This window comes from Bowmanella sp. JS7-9 (assembly GCF_004329715.1).
Classification (GTDB): domain Bacteria; phylum Pseudomonadota; class Gammaproteobacteria; order Enterobacterales; family Alteromonadaceae; genus Pseudobowmanella; species Pseudobowmanella zhangzhouensis.
This window is the reverse complement of sequence record NZ_JXSY01000021.1, coordinates 1-20,614: the sequence shown is the minus strand read 5'-3', so window position 1 is coordinate 20,614 and position 20,614 is coordinate 1. Positions and strand designations below refer to the sequence as shown.

The following is a 20,614-nucleotide window of genomic DNA, read 5'->3' as shown; positions in this document are numbered from 1 at the left end:
TACTCTGGTTGCCTCTTTTTTGCGCACCATTAACTGGATCCGACATCGCGACATGGACAGTTCCCGAGCAGGCCGAAAACGTATTTATTACTGGTTTACCTTGGCAGCGCTGATTCTGGTGGTGCTGGCGGTCAATGCTGGTCTGGCAATGCAAACCGTGCGCGAGTTGACCGAAAGCCAGCGCAGCCTGGTAAATACCTCAGACGTGATCTCCAAATTAAAGGATTTGCACCAGAGCGTGCTGGCGGCGGAAAGCGGTCAGCGCGGATACCTGCTCACCCAGGATGAAAGCTATCTGCAACCCTATGATAATGCGCTGTCGGTGCTGGATGGCCAGGTAGAAAAGGTCAAGCAAATCTCCACCGAAATTGACGGTCAGCGCGAACGAATCGACCTGGTCCTACAGCTGATCGAACTGAAAAAGTTAGAACTGATTGAGACAGTCAATCTGGCGCTGAATGAAAAGCAACCACAAGCACTGAAAACCCTGCTGACTAACCGCGGCCGCAATCTTTACCGTGAAATTCATAGCCTGTTTCAGGATATCGAAGCCGCTGAATATACCTTGCGTGAACAACGCTTTAAACAACTGCAGCAGGCGCAAAATGAAGCGCAGCTGGTGTTTATCATTTCCGGCAGCCTGAGTTTTTTGCTGGTGATCACCCTGTTAGTGGTCGCGATGGTGAATATTCGTAAGGACATTCGCTACCGCGCGGCACTGGAACAGCAAAACATCGATCTGGCTGAACAGGTGGCCAAACGCACCCGCGAGTTGCAATTGTATTCCGATGAACTGAGCCGCTCTAATCGCGAACTGGAAGATTTTGCCTTTGTTGCCTCTCATGACTTACAGGAACCATTGCGTAAGATTCAGGCCTTTGGTGAACGGCTGGAAACGCAATTTAGTGCCAATCTCGGCGAGAAGGGTATCGACTACTTAACCCGCATGCGTAACGCAGCCGGACGCATGTCGCGGTTGATATCAGACTTATTGGAATATTCCCGGGTGTCGACCCGCGGTAAAGCCTTTGAAGATGTTGATCTGAACGAGACCCTGACCACCATTTTGGATGACCTGGAAGTTGCCATCGATGAAGCTGGCGGCGAGGTAAATAGTGACACGCTGCCAATCGTGCGTGCCGATGGCAATCAGATGTATCAGTTGTTACTTAATCTGATTGGCAACAGTCTGAAGTTTCATCGGCCTGATACGCCTCCCCGCGTGGTGCTTAGCTACCGCACAACCGAGGGGATTAAGCCCATGCATGAGGTAGTGATTCAGGACAATGGCATTGGCTTTGACCCACAATATGCAGAAAAGATCTTTGTGCCATTTCAGCGTCTGCATGGTCGGGATGAATACAAAGGAACCGGGATTGGTCTGGCTGTTTGCCGTCGCATTGCAGAACGGCATGGCGGCCACCTGATCGCCGAAAGTGAGCCGGGTAAGGGCACCCGGATGATTATTCAACTACCCATATTGGGAGTAACACAAGATGATGCAAGCGACCCCGATCACCATACTGATGGCTGATGATGATGAAGATGACCGGTTACTGACCCAGGATGCCCTGAAAGAATCCCGCGTACTGAATGAACTACGCTGCGTCAACGATGGTGTCGAACTGTTAGATTATCTGCGCCGTCAGGGCAAGTTCGCCGAACCCGGCAATGCGCCCCGTCCCGGATTGATTCTGCTGGACTTAAATATGCCACGCATGGACGGCCGCGAAGCTCTGCAGGAAATCAAACAAGACGTACAGTTACGCAGCATTCCGGTGGTTATCCTCACCACCTCTAAACAGGAAGAGGATATGATCCGCGGTTATGATCTCGGTGCAGCATCGTATATAACCAAACCAGTCACCTTTGAAGGGTTGGTTGAACTGATGGCCACTCTTGGCCGTTACTGGGTCGAATTTGTTGAACTGCCACGGGAGCGGGATAACACGCAATGACCAGTCAGCTCCCCCGGGTTCGGATCCTGCTCATCGAAGATGATGAAGACGATTACATTCTGACCCGCGACAGCCTCGAACAATTGCCACACTGGCAGGTTGAGGTAGTGTGGGCCAGCAATGCCGGCGAGGGATTGAATCAGCTCACCCATCAGCATTTTGATTTATGCCTGTTAGATTATCAGCTCGGGGCCCATACCGGCATTGACGTTCTTCGCCAGATAAATCAGTCAGATAGTGCGCCGCCGGTGGTGATGCTGACCGGTCAGGCAGACAGTCAGGTGGATGAAGCGGCGCTGGATGCAGGTGCTACCGATTATTTACTCAAAGCGGAAGTGGATAGCGGCCGTTTTATCCGCTCAATTCGCTATGCACTGGCACGGCGTGACATGCAAAGGGAAAAACTGGAGCGACTGCGCGCCGAATCCGAAAACCGCGCCAAGGACCGTTTTCTCGCCCACCTTAGCCACGAATTGCGTACCCCATTGACCGCCATGCTGGGTTACACCGAATTGCTGCTATCGCGCGCCCCCGCCGCACAGCCCCAGCAGGAATTACATGCCATCTTGCGTAACGGCCGGCATTTACTCAGCCTGCTCAATGATGTTCTGGATCTGTCTAAAATCGCCGCGGATAAGCTGGAGCTCAACCCCAGTCCGATGAATCTGGCCAGTATGCTCAGCGAAGTGATGGCCTTGACCCATGCGCTGGCACTGGAAAAAAATCTGGCACTTAATTTCGACTGCCCGGCCCCGGTACCGCAGATGATTCTGGTCGATGCGACACGCTTTCGGCAGGTGTTGATCAATCTGATTGGCAATGGGATTAAGTTTACCGAGCGGGGCAGTGTCACGTTGAAAATACGTTACCAGCCGGAACACACTAGTTGCCCATTACAACTGAGCGTGCAGGATACCGGCATTGGTATCGACAGCGCGCACCTGGACAAGATTTTCCAGCCCTTTGAACAGGTTGAAGATGCTGTCAGGAAAAGCACTCAAGGTACAGGTCTGGGCTTAGCCATCTGTGCCGAACTGGTGCAGCGCATGGGAGGTACCCTGAACGTCACCTCCGCTATCGGTCAGGGCAGTGAATTTTTTGTTAGTTTGCCGATCGGTGATATCCCCGACAATCCACTCCATGTGATTGATTTAACGGGTGAACGCGCCAACTGGCAGCGCCCCGCCCCACTTAAGTTAGAAGGAAGGGTGTTAGTGGTAGACGATATGCCAGACCTGCGCGATATGATGCAGGCGCAAATCCGCCATTTTGGTGTGCTCGCGGACACCGCAGCGAATGGTCAACAGGCCGTTGAACTGGCATTTGCCGCGTTGGATAACGGCCAGCCCTATGATGTTATTTTGCTCGACCTGCACATGCCACAAATGGATGGCTACCAGGCTATTCGGGCTCTGCGTCAGCGTGTCGACGATATTCCGATTCTGGCACTTACCGCTGCCACCTTAAAAGGCCGGGCGGAGCAACTGCATGCCATGGGTTTTACCGATATGCTGGCCAAGCCGATGGAAACCAATCAATTGGCCGGCGTCCTGCAACATTATCTGGCACCGGCCAGTGCCCGCCAATCTGAGGGCAACTGGTTATTGGTCGAAGATGATCCAGATGCAGCTGAAGCCACCGCTGCGATGCTGGAAATGCAGGGCATAAGCGTCGATGTGGTGCACAACGCGGAGGACTGTAAACAGCGTGCCAAACACCACAGTTATGCACGAATTATTGTTGATTTAGGCTTGCCCGATCAGGATGGCTTAAGCTTGCTTGAAGAGCTGCGTGCCAGCGATGAGCAGGTAGATTTAGTGATTCTTAGTGGCCGCGAACTGAGCGATGAACTGATTGCACCGCTGAATATCTCACTGGTCTTGCAAAAACCACTTTTTCTTGAGCAAATTCAGCAACTCAGTAAATTTTAAGGACCCCCATGAGCCCAACCTGGCTGAAAGACATTACCCTCGAGGGGCAACATGTTAGCCTGCAACCATTAACGCTGGATCATCGCGCGGCGCTGCTTGACGCGGCCAATGATGGTCAATTGTGGAAACTGTGGTACACCAGCGTGCCCGGTGAACATAACATTGATGCCTACCTGACGGCGGCCTTGCAGGATAAACATGCAGGGCTGGCTCTGCCTTTTGTGGTGGTCGATAAACACTCTGGCGATATCGTCGGCTCTACCCGCTATTGCAACGCCGTTGCCAAACATCGCCGGCTGGAAATTGGCTACACCTGGTATGCCAACCGGGTACAGCGCACCGCCCTGAATACCGAAGCGAAACTGCTGTTGTTAACCTATGCATTTGAGCAACTGGATTGTATCGCCGTCGAGTTTCGCACCCACTGGCACAATACCCGTTCACGCGCCGCCATTGCCCGGCTGGGCGCCAGACAGGATGGAGTGTTACGCAACCATATTTTGCTGGACGATGGCAGTGCGCGCGATACGGTGGTGTTTTCTATCACCAATTACGACTGGCCGGCTGCCAAACGTCATTTGAGCTTTTTGCTGGAAAGTCGCGAAACTACACAAGCCTGATTTAACCGGATTATTCACCACTGGCAGAAATGCTCACCAGCAACCACTCGCCACTTGTTTTAGACCATACCTGTGTACCACCCCCTGCCCCTGAGTGGGTGGTACCGTCTTTGAGCAATACGGTTTGTTGGTACTGATTGACCAGAATCGCCGTGTTGGCGTCAATGACCGAAATACGCACATTACTAAACGTCAGAGACTCAATTTTTGCTACCGCGTTAAAGCCCGGTTCAATCAGGGCTTTTAGGTCTGCAAACGAATTCCAGTTGCTACCATCGGCATTGAGCCCGACAAACTTGTCAGGATCGATTAAAGCAAAATAGCGCTCGGTGTCGAGCGCCTCAGACGCGGCGACCAACGCGTCGAAGGATTGCTGTATCTGTGTTTCAATCTGGCGGACTTGCGCCGGTGTCAGCGCCTGTTGTCGCTCACTACAAGCGTTTAAGCCTAACAACGTGAATACGACAAGAACTACATATTTGAATTTTTTGATAAATAACTCCTGATAAGCAACATATAGCATCAAGCAAAAAGCGGGATACGGGGGGGTATGGATGAGCAATTTCATTGTTTTAGCAGTACTTACTTAACACCCTTATTGGCGCTGCTCATCTTTACTTGCCACTGGTAAGAACTATCTTCTTTTGCGAGAAGCAGTTTATTTTCAATTTTTCCAGACTGAACACTAAGAATCCATATTTTGCTTGTCTGTACTGGGTGTCCCGCAAGCGCAGATAGCAATTTTAGAGGGCTGCTGAAAGAATTATATTCATCGCGAACCACCAAAACATCTATGCCATTTACATTTGATTCATAAAGGAACTCATTGGCTTCAAATATCTTATTACCTCGATATGATATGGCTCCGTCGGACATCAAATATTGCCCACTTTTTCTGTCTGTAATTGCTTCACCTTCTAAGAGGTCATTTCTCAGTTCAAATGAATCCAAATCTATAAAATATTTGTGATTTTTGTTCGCACCGACTTCAGTTAGTTCGACGCAAAGTGTCTGCGCATTAGCAAAATTTATGGCGGCTGAAAAAGCAAATACCAGAAGGCATTTCAAAACAGTTTCTATGGAAAGTAACGGATTGAAGATAGTGATAAGTCATTCCTTAATATTGTAATCCTTCTGCACTAAATCCTACGGTTTTGACGGAGGCAGCGGAGAGTCTGTTATAGGTTATTTAGCGCGTCGATTGAATCTACGAGATTGACTTTCTATTTCCATCGGTAGGAACGCGGCAAGCGAAAATGTTATTAGTAGGCCAAGCACAATAACAAGCAACAGGGTTGCGACGCTTAACGCTTTAAGTCCCATTACCACGCCAACTACAAAGACTATTTCGAGCGTGATAGCGAGCAGGAACGCGAAGCCTCGTTTAATTCGAAATTGAGTCCCACATTGATGACAGCGCAATGATAATCCAAACGGCAATGTTATGGATTTTCGCAATGTTGAGATCCCAGCTTTGTTGCAGGAAGGACAGTCCATGTTCTACCTCAAAATAACAACGATTACCGATGACAATAGTCTGCCGATTAAGCACCAATGTAGCGCTGAATGACATGTTGATTCAACAACAAGTAGCCCAACCGGTTTGGGCAGCTTTTTGCAGCGGGGTAACCGCGGTGCCAGAAACAAAAAAACGCCTGACGGCGTTTTAGCATTATTCAGGCGGTTGCAACTGTAACTGCGAGGCAATCAATACGGCCTGAGTGCGGTTATTTATTCCAAGTTTACGGAATATCGAGGTGACATGGGCTTTAACCGTGGCTTCCGCAATATCCAGCTTAAAGCCGATTTGCTTGTTTAGCAGGCCATCGCGCATAAAGCACAGTACTTTGTATTGGGCGGGGGTCAGACTGGAGACTTTGTCTGCCAGTGCGGCAAATTCGTCTTCATCATCCACGGCCTGTTCATCAAAGCCATCGGGTACCCATACATCGCCATCCAGCATGCTTTGCACCGCTTCGGCAATTTTGGCTGAGCCGGAGGTTTTAGACACAAAACCCAATGCGCCGGCACTGAGCACTTTACTGATGATAGAGGGATCTTCCAGCCCGGATACCACCGCGACCGGTAAATCCGGGTACAGCTTACGGATATGAATTAACCCAAACAGATCCCCGCTGCCGGGCATATGTAAGTCCAGCAACAATAAATCCACGTCCCCGTTGTTTTCGAGGATATCGATAGTTTGGGTCAGGTCACTGGCCTCAAGTAAATTGAGGTTATCCAGTGACATCGACAAGGCGCTGCGTAACGCATCCCGATACAACGGGTGGTCATCAGCGATGACAAGGGTAATCATCCCTACTCCAAAAAGTTCTACCTATTCAATCGGTTAGCGATGAGTGTATCAACTACAGAAGGATCTGCCAGCGTTGATGTGTCACCCAGGCTCTGATATTCGTTGGCAGCAATCTTACGCAGGATACGGCGCATGATCTTACCCGAACGGGTTTTCGGCAAACCGGTTGTCCACTGAATCATATCCGGTGTTGCAATCGGAGAAAGCTGTTCTCGTACCCAGGCGCGTACCGATTTGGTCAGCTCCTCGGTCACTTCTACCCCTTCTACCGGCGAGATGTAGACGTAAATGCCCTGACCTTTAATGTCGTGGGGGTAACCTACCACGGCGGCTTCGGCTACGGCTTCATGGGCTACCAGCGCACTTTCAATTTCGGCAGTCCCCAGGCGGTGACCGGATACGTTAAGCACATCGTCGACCCGTCCGGTGATCCAGTAATAACCATCCTCGTCACGGCGGGCACCGTCACCGGTAAAATATTGGTTGGCGTAGGTACTGAAGTAAGTTTGGATAAAGCGCTCATGGTCGCCATAGACAGTGCGTGCCTGACCCGGCCAGCTGTCTTTAATCACCAGATTGCCTTCCGCCGCACCTTCCAGTTCATTACCTTCGTTATCCACCAGCGCGGCATCTATGCCAAACAACGGACGGGTAGCCGAGCCGGGTTTGAGATCGGTAATCGACGGTAGAGGCGATATCATGATGCCGCCGGTTTCAGTCTGCCACCATGTATCCACAATTGGGCACTTACCCTTACCAAACACCGTGTGATACCAATGCCAGGCTTCCGGGTTGATCGGCTCACCGACCGAGCCCAGTAAACGTAGTGAAGACAAATCAGCCCCTTCGGCAGGCTTGTCACCGTGAGCCATCAGAGCACGGATCGCAGTGGGCGCGGTGTAGAGGATGTTAACTTTATACTTATCAACAATCTGCGCAATGCGGCGTACATCCGGATAAGTCGGTACACCTTCAAATAACACCATCGACGCGCCATTGGCCAGCGGGCCATACACAATATAACTGTGGCCGGTGATCCAGCCCACGTCTGCGGCGGCCCAGTAAATGTCACCTTCCTGATAATCGAACACGTATTTATGCGTCATGGCAGCGTACAACAGATAGCCGCCGCTGCTGTGCACGACGCCTTTCGGTTTACCGGTTGAGCCTGAGGTATACAGAATAAATAACGGATCTTCGGCATTCATGCGCGCCGGCTCACACTCGGTTGAGGCATTCTGGGTGGCCTCGTGCCACCAGCGATCTACTGGGTTCCAGCTCACCTCTCCACCGGTGAATTTACATACCACACAGTGTTTGATACTCGGACAGTTTCCATTCGCCAATGCTTTATCTACATTCGCTTTAAGTGGCACTTTGTTACCGCTGCGGCGACCTTCGTCGGCAGTAATCACCACTTTGGCATCACAATCATTAATACGGTCGGCAATTGCCTGCGCCGAGAAACCACCGAATATCACTGAGTGCACCGCACCAATGCGCGCACACGCCAGCATGGCATAGGCTGCTTGCGGGATCATGGGTAAGTAAATGGCAACGCGGTCGCCCTTACCAACGCCCATATCACGCAGCGCATTGGCAAACTTATTCACTTCATCCGAGAGCGTCTGGTATGTAATTTCCTGACTGTCATTGGGATCGTCGCCTTCCCAGTAAAACACCACCTGATTGGCCCGTGCTGGCAAATGTCGATCAATACAGTTAACCGCCACATTGAGTTCGCCGTCTTCAAACCAGCGAATATGCATATCGTCTTTGGCAAATGACACGTCCTTGATTTTGCTCGGGAAAGTCATCCAGTTCAGATTTTTCGCCTGCTCAGCCCAGAACACCTCTGGCTGCTTGAGGGCATCCGAGATCATCGCCTGATAGACTTTTTGATTGAGTAAAGTGCGCTGACGAGCGCTATCTGGTACTGGAAAAATCGCGTCACTCATGGGTAATTGTCCGTATTTTAAAGGTTATTCCCCTCACTCTAGCCAACCGCCAAGTGAAAGGAATGCGACTTTGGTCGCACACTCGGTTATCTGCGCAAAAACTATACGACTTTGGTCTGACAGACCAAAGGATAATTTGCAAAAACAATAAGTTGGACCAAATTAAGCCAGTCCCTACAGAACAACGACTACTGAGGATGGAACATGAAACTCAATAAAATTGCAGCACTCACTCTTGCACTAGGCACCTCTTGCGCTGTTCCGTTTGCCCAGGCAGACGAAACAACATTTAAATTCGGCGGCTATGTAAAAGCCGACGGTATGTGGAGCTCATACAGCGACGGTTCGCTCTCGGCTAACAATGCGGGACGCGATTTCTACATTCCCAGCCTGACGCCTGTCAGCGGCGCAGATAAAGACGCGCAGTTCGACGCACACGTCAAGCAAAGCCGTTTCAACTTAAGCTCTACCACTAAGTTGGACAACGGCGAAACCCTGAAAGCCTTCTTCGAGATGGACTTTATGCTGGCGCCAGGCGGTGACGAGCGTATCAGTAACAGCTATCAACCGCGCCTTCGTCATGCATTCCTGACCTACGGCAACTGGCTGGTTGGTCAAACCTGGTCAACTTTTATGGACGTAGGCACTTTGCCTGACTCGGTAGATTTTATCGGTACCACCGACGGCACTATCTTCGTACGTCAGACTCAGGTTCGCTACACCAACGGCAACCTGCAAGTGGCACTGGAAAACCCTGAGTCGACTATCACCGATGGTGGTCGCAAGGTGACAGACGACAACACCATGCCAGACCTGACCATGAAGTACACCATGAAGAAAGATTGGGGCTATTTCTCAGTGGCAGGTTTATTACGCCAACTGGCCTACAACAACGGCGCCGGTGTTGACGAAACGGTTAGCAGCTTTGGCGTCAGTGTTGCCAGCAAAATTATGATGGGCAAAGACGATCTGCGTCTGATGGTGAACTATGGCTCCGGCTTAGGTCGCTACATTGGCCTGAATACTAACAATGGTGCCGTACTGACGTCGTCCGGTGATTTAGAGACCATCGATTCTATGGGCTTTACCGCCGCCTATCGCCATGTGGTCAGCGACCAGACAGCCTTCAACCTGATCTACGCCATGTATGATGCGGATGATGGTGCCGAGCTGGAAGGCCTGTTAGTAAATAAACAAACCTGGAGTGCACGCGCAAACCTGATGTATTACCCAGTGAAGAACATCACAGTGGGTGTTGAATTTGCACATGCTGCTATCGAAAAAGCCAGTGGCGCGGAAGGCGATATGAATCGCTTCCAGGTCATGGCTAAATACGCTTTCTGATAAAGGTCAGAAACCTCGGTATTGCGCCGGCTTTATGTCGGCGCTTTTTTTATGCCACCTGATTCTCTGCATCTTCCGCGCTATACCAGGCGGCAGTTAATACCCGCTGCAATGCCGCACTTAACGCCTTATTCAAAGGCAATTCTTGCTGACTCAAACTGAAATCCAGCTGACGAATACGTTCTTTATCATGAGGAATCACCGGTACTCCCCCTTCCCCAAGCGCAATTAAACCGGCTGCGTATTTTTGTGGCACATCCTGTTTAATGGTTTTGCATACTGACAGTGTCAGCCCATGTTTGGCTTTGACCGCCGCGGCCCCAAACATCCGGCACACGCCCGGGCGATGGGCGTATTCCCCGCAATAGCCCTGGTTGCCATCCAAAGACTGGCGCACAAAGTGCAGACAACTGAAACCGTTGTACTCGGCTAATTTATCCAGCATAACCTCTGCCTGCCCACGGTCGAACAGGGACAAGGCCATGGGTAGCATTTCTAATTCAGTCGCTTCTATGTGAGGGTTGTTACAGCACGCGCCGCAACCTGACCGGCATTGCAGGCCGCTATCCTGCTGATATTTGCCGTAGGTATGATCGATGTCGTTGTACACAGCCTCAACAAGACGCGATAACTCTCGCAGTCGTTGCATTAAGACTCCGCAAAAAATGACAATAAAACAATCAAATAAAGAAGACCCAGAACTGGGTCACAGGGCATGATTTTATGCTGCTACAGCACTTTGCAGCAATAAGATTAAATGCAGTTTTTTCAGATACTTAAATAAAAAAGCCACCGGTTGGGCGGTGGCAAATAGTAGTGCAAGTCACGCTTAATGCAATGCAGCGAATTTGGTCCAGAGCGCCTCTTCAGATTCCGCGTGCGCCGGGTCTTTTTCAATACATTCGACCGGACATACCGCCATACATTGCGGCTCATCATAGTGGCCAACACACTCAGTGCAACGGGTAAAATCGATCTGATAAATCTCGTCGCCCATAGTGATTGCGTCATTGGGGCATTCCAATGGGCATAAATCGCAATTAATGCATTCGTCGGTAATGTGTAAGGCCATGGTTCACCTCCAGGTTGCTGAAGAGGACTATAGCCGAGGTAGTTTAGAAAGTTCTTAACCTGGATCAAAAAAGGCTGCGTTCGCAGCCTTTGAATAATCTGTCGCTAGTTATCGGCGGATTGCGCGCAACATCCACGCAGTCTTTTCGTGGATACGCATCCGATCTGACACTAACGCTGACGTCGACTCATCTCCCGCCTCTTGGGCCAGTTTGAGTACACTGCGGCAGGTTTTGACTACTTGTTCATGGGCCTTGGTCAGGTAATCCACCATGTCAACGGCCGCAGGAATCTCTTCTACCTCTTCAATCGACGAGAGCTTGGCGAAAGCTTTATAGGTACCCGGTGCAAACACATCCAAGGTGCGAATACGCTCTGCGATGTCATCCACGGCCACGGCCAGTTCGGTGTAGTGCTCCTCAAACATCAGGTGCAATTCACGAAATTGCGGGCCTGTGACGTTCCAGTGAAAATTGTGGGTCATCAGATACAGGGTGTACGAGTCCGCCAACAGCTTTTTAAGCCCGTCGGCTACGTCCAGGCGATCTTGCTCTTTGATTCCAATGTCGATGTGCGTCATTTACCTCTCCTTAATTGATGAGTGCGCTTACATGCTACATGCGCTGTCGTCATTTACTTTGATTCAGGATAGCTAATTGGCTAATTAAGTAAAATCGAATAAACCCATTGTTATGATTGATAAAATATGATGTTGCGCAAAGCCCGGTGGCTTCGTGTAAAATAGCGACCGTTCGGATTCATTTTGACGGTTTTGCGGTTCCGCCCAACATACCGAATAACAGGTTCTTATGATCAGATCGCTATATTCTGATCATCCAATGCGTGAAAAAAGCGTTTTTTGCACAAATAAACACCAATAAAAAGGAGTTTTTAGTGCTGAATTCCTGTATACTTCCGCGCGAATTTTTTCCCTTAACGATGAAGTGAAGCAATGGCTGATTTATCAAAATACAGAAATATCGGTATTTTCGCCCACGTAGACGCGGGTAAAACTACCACTACAGAACGTATTCTGAAACTGACCGGTAAAATCCATAAAACCGGTGAAGTACATGACGGCGAGTCAACAACTGACTTTATGGAACAGGAAGCTGAGCGTGGTATTACCATCCAGTCAGCTGCTGTTACCTGTGAGTGGAACGGTCACCGTCTGAACGTTATCGACACCCCAGGACACGTTGACTTCACTGTTGAAGTTTATCGTTCACTGAAAGTTCTGGATGGCGGTATCGGCGTATTCTGTGGTTCTGGCGGTGTTGAACCACAGTCAGAAACTAACTGGCGCTATGCGAACGACTCTGAAGTTGCGCGTGTTATCTTCGTAAACAAACTGGACCGTATCGGTGCAGATTTCTACCGTGTTGTTGAGCAGGTCAAAAAAGTATTGGGTGCAAACCCTCTGGTTATGACTCTGCCTATCGGTGTTGAAGAAAACTTCGTAGGTGTTGTAGACGTACTGAACAAGCAAGCCTATGTGTGGGATGACACTGGTCTGCCAGAAAACTACGAGATCAAAGAAGTTCCAGCCGACATGGTTGAGAAAGTTGAAGAATATCATCAGATGATGGTTGAGACTGCCGTTGAGCAGGACGACGACCTGATGATGGCTTATATGGAAGGCGAAGAGATTTCTGTTGAAGATATCAAACGCTGTATCCGTAAAGGTACCCGTGACCTGTCATTCTTCCCAACTTTCTGTGGTTCCGCATTTAAAAACAAAGGTGTTCAGCTGGTTCTGGACGCGGTTGTTGATTACCTGCCAGACCCAACAGAAGTTGATCCACAGCCTCTGACTGACGAAGAAGGTAACGAAACTGGTAAGTTCGCTATCGTATCTGCTGACGAGCCATTCCGCGCGTTAGCGTTCAAGATCATGGATGACCGTTTCGGTGCCCTGACTTTCCTGCGTATTTACTCTGGTAAGCTGAAGAAGGGTGACACCATCCTGAACTCTGCAACCGGTAAAACTGAGCGTGTTGGCCGCATGGTTGAAATGCAGGCAAACGAGCGTAACGAGCTGGAATCTGCCCAAGCCGGTGACATCATCGCTATCGTGGGTATGAAGAACGTTCAGACTGGTCACACCCTGTGTGATCCTAAGCACGAATGTACACTGGAAGCCATGGTGTTCCCAGAGCCAGTAATCTCAATCGCAGTTGCCCCTAAAGATAAAGGCGGCTCTGAGAAGATGGGTATCGCTATCGGTAAACTGGTTGCAGAAGATCCATCTTTCCGTGTTGAAACTGACGAAGATTCTGGTGAAACCATCCTTAAAGGTATGGGTGAATTGCACCTGGATATCAAAGTAGACATCCTGAAGCGTACTTACGGCGTTGAGCTGATTGTAGGTAAACCACAGGTTGCTTACCGTGAAACTATCACCAAAGCCGTTGAAGACAGCTACACGCACAAGAAGCAGTCTGGTGGTTCTGGTCAGTACGGTAAGATCGACTACCGCATCCGTCCTGGTGAGCCAGGTTCTGGCTTTACTTTCAAGTCAACCGTAGTTGGCGGTAACGTACCTAAAGAATTCTATCCAGCGATCGAAAAAGGTTTCGCAGGTATGATGAACCAGGGCGTTCTGGCTGGCTTCCCGGTACTGGACGTTGAAGTAGAACTGTACGATGGTGCTTACCACGCAGTTGACTCATCAGCTATCGCGTTCGAAATCGCTGCTAAAGGTGCATTCCGTCAATCGATTCCAAAAGCTGCACCTCAGCTGCTGGAGCCAATCATGAAAGTTGACGTGTTCACCCCAGAAGATCACGTTGGTGATGTTATCGGTGACCTGAACCGTCGTCGTGGCATGATCAAAGATCAAGAAGCGGGCGTAACTGGCGTACGTATCAAAGCTGACGTTCCTCTGTCTGAAATGTTCGGCTATATCGGCCACCTGCGTACTATGACATCTGGTCGTGGTCAGTTCTCTATGGAGTTCTCACACTACACTGCATGTCCAAACAACGTAGCTGAAGCCGTAATCGCTGAAGCCAAAGAGCGTAAAGCCAACAAATAAGTTGGGCTAATCGCAAAAAACCCGCCGAATGGCGGGTTTTTTATTACCGGTTGCCCAGCAATTCATCACACATTATTCACATATTGCCGAATTATCCGTAAACTGCTTGTCACGCAAAGCCAACCCTAACTGGAGCAGTATGCCAGCCGACAATTTTGACCAGGACGTTCCCAAGCTCGTACTCGATGAGGAAGATCGCGAGGCATATTTGCGTCAACGGCAACCGTCCAAGCAAAAAAGCGCGCCAGCAGAAGTAGAAATCAAGCCGGTTGCAAAACAGCGTAATGGCCTAGCATGGCTGGCACTGTTATTAGCCATTGGTGCAGGTGCCGGCGCCGGTTGGTTATATCACCTTGGTCAGTTACAACAGCAGCAACTGGCCGCCTATCAGGCACGTATCAGTGACCTGGAAAGCCGTTTGTCCGCCACCGGTGAGGAAATGGGCGAGTCGACCGTCGCGTTGCAGGTAAAGGTTAAAGAACTGGGTGAAAAGGCCGATCAGTTGTGGGAGCAAATGGATAAATTATGGGCGTCCGCATGGCGTCGTAACCAGGCTGATATTGAAGCAAACAAAACCCAGTTGAGCGCGCTAGATAAGCAAGTCACGGCCAATAAGAAGCAGCTCACCAGCAGCTCAAGCGCATTACAATCGGAGCTTGATAAGCAAAAATCCGCTGTCGCAACGGCAACCGAAGTTCAATCTGTGTTGCAACTGAATCAGGATGCCATGCTGGATTCGCTGCAGCGTCTGGCTAAAGACGTCAAAACGCTGGAAGGCAAACTCAAAGATGTAGATGCCAAAGCGGCCAATATGGATAGCCTGAATATGAACAACGCTGCGCTAATGCGCCGGGTTACCGAACTTGAAAATAAAATCACTAACTTGCAGAAGTTAATTCAAGGCCCTACCAGCTAATCAAAATGCCATCGGGTGCGCCTGCATTACGGTGGCAATTTCTTCCCGTTGTCGATCACTAAATTCCAGCGCAAATGCGGCAATATTCTCTGCCAGCTGGGCATCGCTCGTCGCGCCGATAATTGTGGAAGCGACCCCGACCTGTTGATTGACCCAGGCCAACGCCAATTGCGCTGGGGTGATATTAAATGCATTTGCTAATTCCGCGTAACCCGCGATGGCAGCCTGTGATTGTGGCGTGTCCCTAAACAGTCCATTGCGCTGTACCAGCGTCCAGCGCGAATTAGGCGGACGAGCGCCCCCCAAATACTTACCAGTGAGCGCGCCACCTGCCAGTGGCGACCAGGCCAGATAGCCGATGTTTTCTGCCAGGCATTGCTCCAGCACATAAGGGCAATCCTTATGGTGCAACAAATTATATTCATTTTGCAGCGATACAATTCGTGGCAGCTGATGTGCCGCCGCCAGACGCAAATACTGGCTGATGCCCCAGGGCGTCTCATTGGAAAGACCCAGATAGCGAATTTTACCAGCCTGTATGGCTTGCTGAGCTGCTTCGAGTATGGCTAGCATATCATCAGTGTCATAGTTGTTTGTGTCGCTTAAAAGACCGCTGTGGGGCCAGTGACGCGCAAAGTGTGGGTGTGGTCTGTTCGGCCAATGCAATTGGTAAAGGTCAATGTAATCGGTTTGCAGGCGTTTTAACGAACCGTCCAGTGCCTGTTGGAAAGTTTGCGCACTCATTTTACCGCCATCCCGGATCCAGCTAATGCCTGGCCCTGCAATTTTTGAGGCAATTATCCATTTATCTCGCGCCTCTGGTTGCTTAGCCAACCAGTTGCCAATAATCGACTCGGTGGCACCATAGGTGTCCTCAGACGGAGGCACGGCATACATCTCAGCCGTGTCGATAAAGTTAATACCTGCATCGGCGGCTATAGCTATCTGTTGTTCTGCCTCTTGCTGAGTATTTTGCTTACCCCAGGTCATCGACCCAAGACACACTGCTGAGACATTCAACGACGAACTGCCTAACTGACGATATTGCATTTGAACTCCATATTTATGCGGTTTTAACCGCCACTGGCTTGACGAAAATCCGACCAGACACTAAACCCATACTAACATTGAATTGGAATCACCAACATGCAGGCTGCAGCTGTTCAGACAGACCATAAAATACAAGCGTTAGAACTATCCGTAGACCCCGCCAAATTTTATCTTGAGATTCTTATTGAGTTAAACGAAACACTCAATGATGTGGTCGGCGAACAGGAATCCCATGGCCTTATTTCACTGGTGGCTGACAAAATTGGTCGCTACTTTGAAGGCATGTATCGCCATGCACTGGGTATGCAAAAATTTGATGTGGATACCCTCGCTGCCATCCTTATTGATCTCAAAAGGCGCATCGGCGGGGAATTTTATATTCACGATATCAAACCAACCCGTATTGAACTGAAAAATACCCGTTGTCCCTTCTCAGAACGAGTAGTAGGCCAAACCACACTGTGTGCCATGACGTCTAATGTGTTTGGCCGTATTAGTGCTGACTCACAAGGATACGCCGCTGTAGAACTCAGCAAAACCATTGCCCGAGGTGATGGCCATTGCCACGTTATCGTGCATTTAGACAGCCACCAGGAACGCAGCGATGACGTCATCGAATATTTCGACGTATCAGAGCTCTGACACCGCAACCACAATGGCACTGTCTGCTGAGCACATTATTAAAGCGCTGCAGTCACCGGTCATTCTGTTATCGCCGGATGGGCAAGTACTAAACATCAACAATAAGGCGCAAGCGCTAGTTGGCGGGCCAGTCACTCATCTGGCGGATGTTTTTATGCTGTCTAACCAGAAACAGACTCTGCAGACCTTGTATAGCCGTGTTCTCGCCAGTACTGCTGCGATACCGTGCAAACTCGTTCACGCACGCACAAACGACATCTACACCGCAGTCATCAGCAGTATCAGGAGTAATCCTGACTCACGGCGTCCCGATGCGATTTTGCTGCAATTCGATACGCGCTTACACGGCGTCACCAGCAAGATCATGCAATTAAACCAAAGCATTCATGAACAAGCGGCGATTATGCGCAAATTGCGTAACGAAGGCCTGCATGACACGCTGACAGGTCTGAAGAACCGCCGTTATGTCCAGTCGGTACTGGAAATGGAATGCCGACTGGCAACCCGCCACAAATCGCTGGCCTGCTGTGCCTTATTGGACATTGATCACTTCAAAAGCGTTAATGACACCCACGGACATAATCGCGGCGATGACCTACTTAAAGCATTGGGACGATTTTTACTCAGTGAAAGACGCAGTTCTGACATTGTCGGACGCTGGGGAGGTGAAGAGTTTGTATTGTATTTTCACGATACGGACATCGACCAGTGTTTTACCCTGTGCGATGAGATCCGCCAAAAGATTAATGAAGGTGCATTAAGTCTCGAGCCGCCAATCAATTGCACTGTCAGTATTGGTATCACGCAACTGGACTCTGGAGATACGTTGTCAGAACTGATTAATCGGGCAGATTGCGCTTTGTACGAAGCGAAAGAATCCGGACGGAACAAAGTCTGTTCAGCCCGGATTGAGAATTAGCGTACCAGTGTCACCGGTAAATTACGCTGCATATTGGCTGGCAGGTGGCTGACCAGAATGGCGCGTAATGGCGACCAATAGGCAGACAAAACCAGTAAGCTTGAACTGATGATAAATCCCGCCAATGCGAGGCCGTAGCCTACGGACCAGCTTTGCATCAAATGGCCAAAGGTATACAACACATATATCAATGCTGACACCATGATTGCACGACGGTCAATAATGATCGAAATCACCGCCAATATCAGATAAACCAGCGACACCAGAATGGCAGTATTGACATCCTGCGCACCACCCAACGGCGCGAACTGCTGAAACACCGGATGCACAATCAGTGGGGCGGCAAGTAAATGCAACCAGAACGCCACATCCGACGAACGTTTGCGTCTGGCTAAATCCCGCGAGTCCCAATACATGGCGAACAGGAAAACCAAAATACCTGCGATGAACAAAATCGTTAATTTGTGCTCAATCAGACCAGGAAAACGATTAATGATGATGCCAACGGTGGCAGTCAGAATACCTACCGTTGAGGCTGCTACGGTGATCGGTACGCGGAAACGTTGCCAGTGCACATAGGCCGCAATGGTCGAGAATAAGGCACACATCAGCAGGACGGTTGTTGTCGGGGTAACAAAAAAGGCCAGCGGTAGTGCGAATGCGGATGCGACAAAAAACACCAGCGACAAAATCGCCGGTAAGGCCATACGTTGTTTACGTACAAAGATTTCAGCAAATAGCCAGGCAGCTGCTGCGGTTAAAATCGTGGCAAGCGCCTTATCGTAATTGGCACCTAATACAAACAACGACACAAAAAACAGTGCGCCGGCGATACTGACAAAGATGTCATTGAAACCGGTGAGCAGCCGGAAACTTTCCTGATCGGCGGTTGCCTGCAGGGTAGTTTGGCTGCGGTGTTGACGCAGTGCATTCACATCATCCTGACGCAGGATCCCCTGCTGAACGGCATTATCTAGATCTTCTTCGCTGTACATAATGAATTTCCTTTAAGAGGGACCACTACCTACAGCAATAACTCGGCCAACTATTTATTGCATATATTTCAATAACTTAAATATTGCCAATGCTTGGTTTGATTTGCTAATTAGCCAATTCCGCTAACTTTTAGTTGGATATTTAACCAATAAAAAAGGCCGCCTAAGCGACCTCCAAGTACATGCCTTTAACGTGCAATTCGCAATAATGTTGAAGCAATTGTCTTTGGACGTAACAACAATATTACCGACATACCGAACTGCACCGTAGTAGCCCATATGGCTGCAATGTCTTGCGATTCAAAATAAAAAGGCTCGAGCTTCATTACCTCTTGCTTACTCAAGTTCCATATTGTTACCCAATAAACAGCATCCGCTATTGCGAAATAAAGCGTTAGCAAGGCAATACCTACGATGGCCACACTCAAAAATGTAATTGGCAATAATGGTTTTACCGGTTGCTCCAATTCAGGCGTTAGGATCGACTTAGCGGTAGAAAGAGGGAAACTCCATAACAAGATGGCAACAATCGTCAATATGATAATTGTTAGGACATCCACGAAATTGAACAAAGGGCTGCCTAACGTATCTTCGTTCCAAATTACCCCAAGGTAGAGGGCAAACCTTTCGAACGCCTTTAAGAACAGCGCAACTGAAAATAGCCTCACCATAATGGCAAGATAGTGGGTTGATCTCATCCTAAAACCTCAAATCCTTTTGCCCATAAAGTCCTGATATAAATGGAAAAACGCATTTATATCAAGTAAAAAATCAGCCCCTGTGGCGCCACAACAGCTCCTTGTTAGATGTCACATTTTTTACCACCGATAAACTTGCCAACGACGACCAATATTGCCCCAACAAATAAAGCCGGCAACCGAAATTGGACCCAATCGAATGAATTCTCAGAGGTAGGCACGACCTTTAAGTAAATATCGTCAGACGATGATTGAAATGTCTCAACCGGCAAGAAGTCTACCGCGAAGGCTGCGATAGCATATAAAAGAACTAAACTGCCAATGATGATTAGGGCTCTACTCACTTGGAAATGTCTCTTGTTATGTAATTACGCATAAACCAATATTCCCACAACTATGAACACCAAAAATTTAACAATAAGCGCCATTAAAGAGTGGCGCCATATGGATATGTCTCTATCTGGATTAGACCACTCACCAAGAGCATCGTCATCTAACGTGACAAGGTGACCGAGCGCCGCCCAACCAGACATGACAAGTGCCGGTACCCCAAGATAGACGGAAAGATCCGCATAACTATAGGTTTTTGCCACCAAAGCACTAAGCAATGACAGCACAAATATGCCTATCGCTATTCTAGTTATCATTATGCTTCCCTCTCATGACGTCCCTTGGACTTGCTTTGTTATACGCGGCTTTATTCACTGAAATGCTTAACTGAACTCCTGAGAAACTCTTCATAAATTTCTACATGCTCTTTTATTCGCGTTTCCCTTTCAGCTTCATCGTACTTCTGGATGATATTTAGTGCGTTATATCTAGCGGCGGCATATAGCATTGAAGAACTTGCTTGGGCATAGAAGTTTCATCCTTCACTTCATTCGCCTTAACGATGAATCTATTTACGATTTCCCAAAACTGTTGATTCATTGACGATTACTCATTAGCACAAAACATTTTAATAGTGCGCAATTGGAGTGTTTCATTCCAGAGCTTATCAATAGCAAATTTCTATAACGCTTACTAGCAATCACCGTCATCCACATCATGCTGAGTCGCTGATATGCAGAGTACGGCCACGTTACTCGGGCTATCCTGCCCTCGCCCTTCGGGCCAGCCTGACGGCTGTTCCAAAACGTTCCTGACGTTTTGGTCACA

The 20,614-nt window shown here is 49.2% G+C and carries 21 protein-coding genes; 10 read left to right on the top strand and 11 right to left on the bottom strand.

The genetic code is table 11. From position 1 onward, the window contains the following. Nucleotides 1-52 precede the first annotated feature (52 nt). From TK45_RS11540 to TK45_RS11525, 4 genes are read left to right on the top strand one after another with little or no spacing between them, the layout of a single operon-like run. Nucleotides 53-1,534 carry an ATP-binding protein gene (locus TK45_RS11540; protein WP_131259222.1) on the top strand — a complete coding sequence of 494 codons (1,482 nt, stop codon included), beginning with the start codon at nt 53-55 and terminating at the stop codon, nt 1,532-1,534. After that, a complete protein-coding gene (locus TK45_RS11535; protein ID WP_131258963.1) occupies nt 1,497-1,958 on the top strand; it encodes a response regulator in 462 nt (153 codons plus the stop codon). The genes TK45_RS11540 and TK45_RS11535 overlap by 38 nt, the downstream gene beginning before the upstream one ends. Next, nucleotides 1,955-3,889 carry a response regulator gene (locus TK45_RS11530; protein ID WP_131258961.1) on the top strand — a complete coding sequence of 645 codons (1,935 nt, stop codon included), beginning with the start codon at nt 1,955-1,957 and terminating at the stop codon, nt 3,887-3,889. Before TK45_RS11535 ends, TK45_RS11530 begins: the two co-directional genes overlap by 4 nt. Before the next feature lie 8 nt (nt 3,890-3,897). After that, nucleotides 3,898-4,509 carry a GNAT family N-acetyltransferase gene (locus TK45_RS11525; protein WP_131258959.1) on the top strand — a complete coding sequence of 204 codons (612 nt, stop codon included), beginning with the start codon at nt 3,898-3,900 and terminating at the stop codon, nt 4,507-4,509. 10 nt (nt 4,510-4,519) lie between these two features. Here the strand turns inward: TK45_RS11525 and TK45_RS11520 are convergent, their stop codons facing one another. Then, on the bottom strand, nt 4,520-5,032 hold the full coding sequence (locus TK45_RS11520; RefSeq protein WP_254426612.1) for a nuclear transport factor 2 family protein: 513 nt from the start codon (nt 5,030-5,032) through the stop codon (nt 4,520-4,522). Between the two features lie 59 nt (nt 5,033-5,091). Further along, entirely contained in the window at nt 5,092-5,577 is a 486-nt protein-coding gene (locus TK45_RS11515) for a hypothetical protein (protein ID WP_131258955.1), read from the bottom strand. A 376-nt stretch (nt 5,578-5,953) separates the two neighbouring features. Between TK45_RS11515 and TK45_RS16400 the strand changes: the two genes are divergently transcribed. Continuing rightward, on the top strand, nt 5,954-6,079 hold the full coding sequence (locus tag TK45_RS16400) for a hypothetical protein (RefSeq protein WP_256372531.1): 126 nt from the start codon (nt 5,954-5,956) through the stop codon (nt 6,077-6,079). Between the two features lie 102 nt (nt 6,080-6,181). Here the strand turns inward: TK45_RS16400 and TK45_RS11510 are convergent, their stop codons facing one another. Together TK45_RS11510 and acs are read right to left on the bottom strand one after the other, a co-directional pair. After that, on the bottom strand, nt 6,182-6,826 hold the full coding sequence (locus tag TK45_RS11510) for a response regulator transcription factor (RefSeq protein ID WP_131258953.1): 645 nt from the start codon (nt 6,824-6,826) through the stop codon (nt 6,182-6,184). A gap of 17 nt (nt 6,827-6,843) precedes the next feature. Beyond that, a complete protein-coding gene (acs, locus tag TK45_RS11505; protein ID WP_131258951.1) occupies nt 6,844-8,784 on the bottom strand; it encodes an acetate--CoA ligase in 1,941 nt (646 codons plus the stop codon). A gap of 204 nt (nt 8,785-8,988) precedes the next feature. Here acs and TK45_RS11500 point away from each other — a divergent pair, with 204 nt between their 5' ends. Continuing rightward, nucleotides 8,989-10,128 (top strand): DcaP family trimeric outer membrane transporter, encoded by a 1,140-nt coding sequence (locus TK45_RS11500; RefSeq protein WP_131258949.1) that lies wholly within the window; start codon nt 8,989-8,991, stop codon nt 10,126-10,128. Nucleotides 10,129-10,177: 49 nt separating this feature from the next. Here the strand turns inward: TK45_RS11500 and TK45_RS11495 are convergent, their stop codons facing one another. The 3 genes from TK45_RS11495 to TK45_RS11485 form a co-directional block, all read right to left on the bottom strand. Next, nucleotides 10,178-10,777 carry a YkgJ family cysteine cluster protein gene (locus TK45_RS11495; RefSeq protein WP_131258947.1) on the bottom strand — a complete coding sequence of 200 codons (600 nt, stop codon included), beginning with the start codon at nt 10,775-10,777 and terminating at the stop codon, nt 10,178-10,180. Between the two features lie 180 nt (nt 10,778-10,957). Further along, a complete protein-coding gene (locus TK45_RS11490) occupies nt 10,958-11,200 on the bottom strand; it encodes a YfhL family 4Fe-4S dicluster ferredoxin (protein ID WP_131258945.1) in 243 nt (80 codons plus the stop codon). 108 nt (nt 11,201-11,308) lie between these two features. Continuing rightward, entirely contained in the window at nt 11,309-11,779 is a 471-nt protein-coding gene (locus TK45_RS11485; protein WP_131258943.1) for a Dps family protein, read from the bottom strand. A gap of 372 nt (nt 11,780-12,151) precedes the next feature. Here TK45_RS11485 and fusA point away from each other — a divergent pair, with 372 nt between their 5' ends. Next, on the top strand, nt 12,152-14,236 hold the full coding sequence (gene fusA, locus TK45_RS11480; RefSeq protein WP_131258941.1) for an elongation factor G: 2,085 nt from the start codon (nt 12,152-12,154) through the stop codon (nt 14,234-14,236). 28 nt (nt 14,237-14,264) lie between these two features. Next, nucleotides 14,265-15,152, top strand: coding sequence for a hypothetical protein (locus TK45_RS11475; RefSeq protein WP_131258939.1), 888 nt, complete (start codon nt 14,265-14,267; stop codon nt 15,150-15,152). Here the strand turns inward: TK45_RS11475 and TK45_RS11470 are convergent, their stop codons facing one another. Then, nucleotides 15,153-16,202 carry an aldo/keto reductase gene (locus tag TK45_RS11470; RefSeq protein WP_131258938.1) on the bottom strand — a complete coding sequence of 350 codons (1,050 nt, stop codon included), beginning with the start codon at nt 16,200-16,202 and terminating at the stop codon, nt 15,153-15,155. A 96-nt stretch (nt 16,203-16,298) separates the two neighbouring features. On the opposite strand from TK45_RS11470, the gene TK45_RS11465 reads away from it, so the two are divergent. Together TK45_RS11465 and TK45_RS11460 are read left to right on the top strand one after the other, a co-directional pair. Beyond that, nucleotides 16,299-16,844: a methanogen output domain 1-containing protein gene (locus TK45_RS11465; protein ID WP_131258937.1), complete on the top strand. Its 546-nt coding sequence runs from the start codon at nt 16,299-16,301 to the stop codon at nt 16,842-16,844. Next, the gene (locus tag TK45_RS11460; protein ID WP_131258936.1) at nt 16,807-17,763 is read left to right on the top strand and encodes a GGDEF domain-containing protein; all 957 of its coding nucleotides are present in this window, start codon (nt 16,807-16,809) and stop codon (nt 17,761-17,763) included. The genes TK45_RS11465 and TK45_RS11460 overlap by 38 nt, the downstream gene beginning before the upstream one ends. On the opposite strand, the gene TK45_RS11455 is transcribed toward TK45_RS11460, so the two are convergent. The 3 genes from TK45_RS11455 to TK45_RS11445 all read right to left on the bottom strand — a co-directional run bounded on the left by TK45_RS11455 (nt 17,760) and on the right by TK45_RS11445 (nt 20,103). Next, entirely contained in the window at nt 17,760-18,758 is a 999-nt protein-coding gene (locus TK45_RS11455) for a hypothetical protein (RefSeq protein WP_131258935.1), read from the bottom strand. The genes TK45_RS11460 and TK45_RS11455 overlap by 4 nt on opposite strands. Before the next feature lie 188 nt (nt 18,759-18,946). Next, the gene (locus TK45_RS11450) at nt 18,947-19,456 is read right to left on the bottom strand and encodes a hypothetical protein (protein ID WP_131258934.1); all 510 of its coding nucleotides are present in this window, start codon (nt 19,454-19,456) and stop codon (nt 18,947-18,949) included. A gap of 368 nt (nt 19,457-19,824) precedes the next feature. Then, on the bottom strand, nt 19,825-20,103 hold the full coding sequence (locus tag TK45_RS11445) for a hypothetical protein (protein ID WP_131258931.1): 279 nt from the start codon (nt 20,101-20,103) through the stop codon (nt 19,825-19,827). Nucleotides 20,104-20,614: the final 511 nt, after the last annotated feature.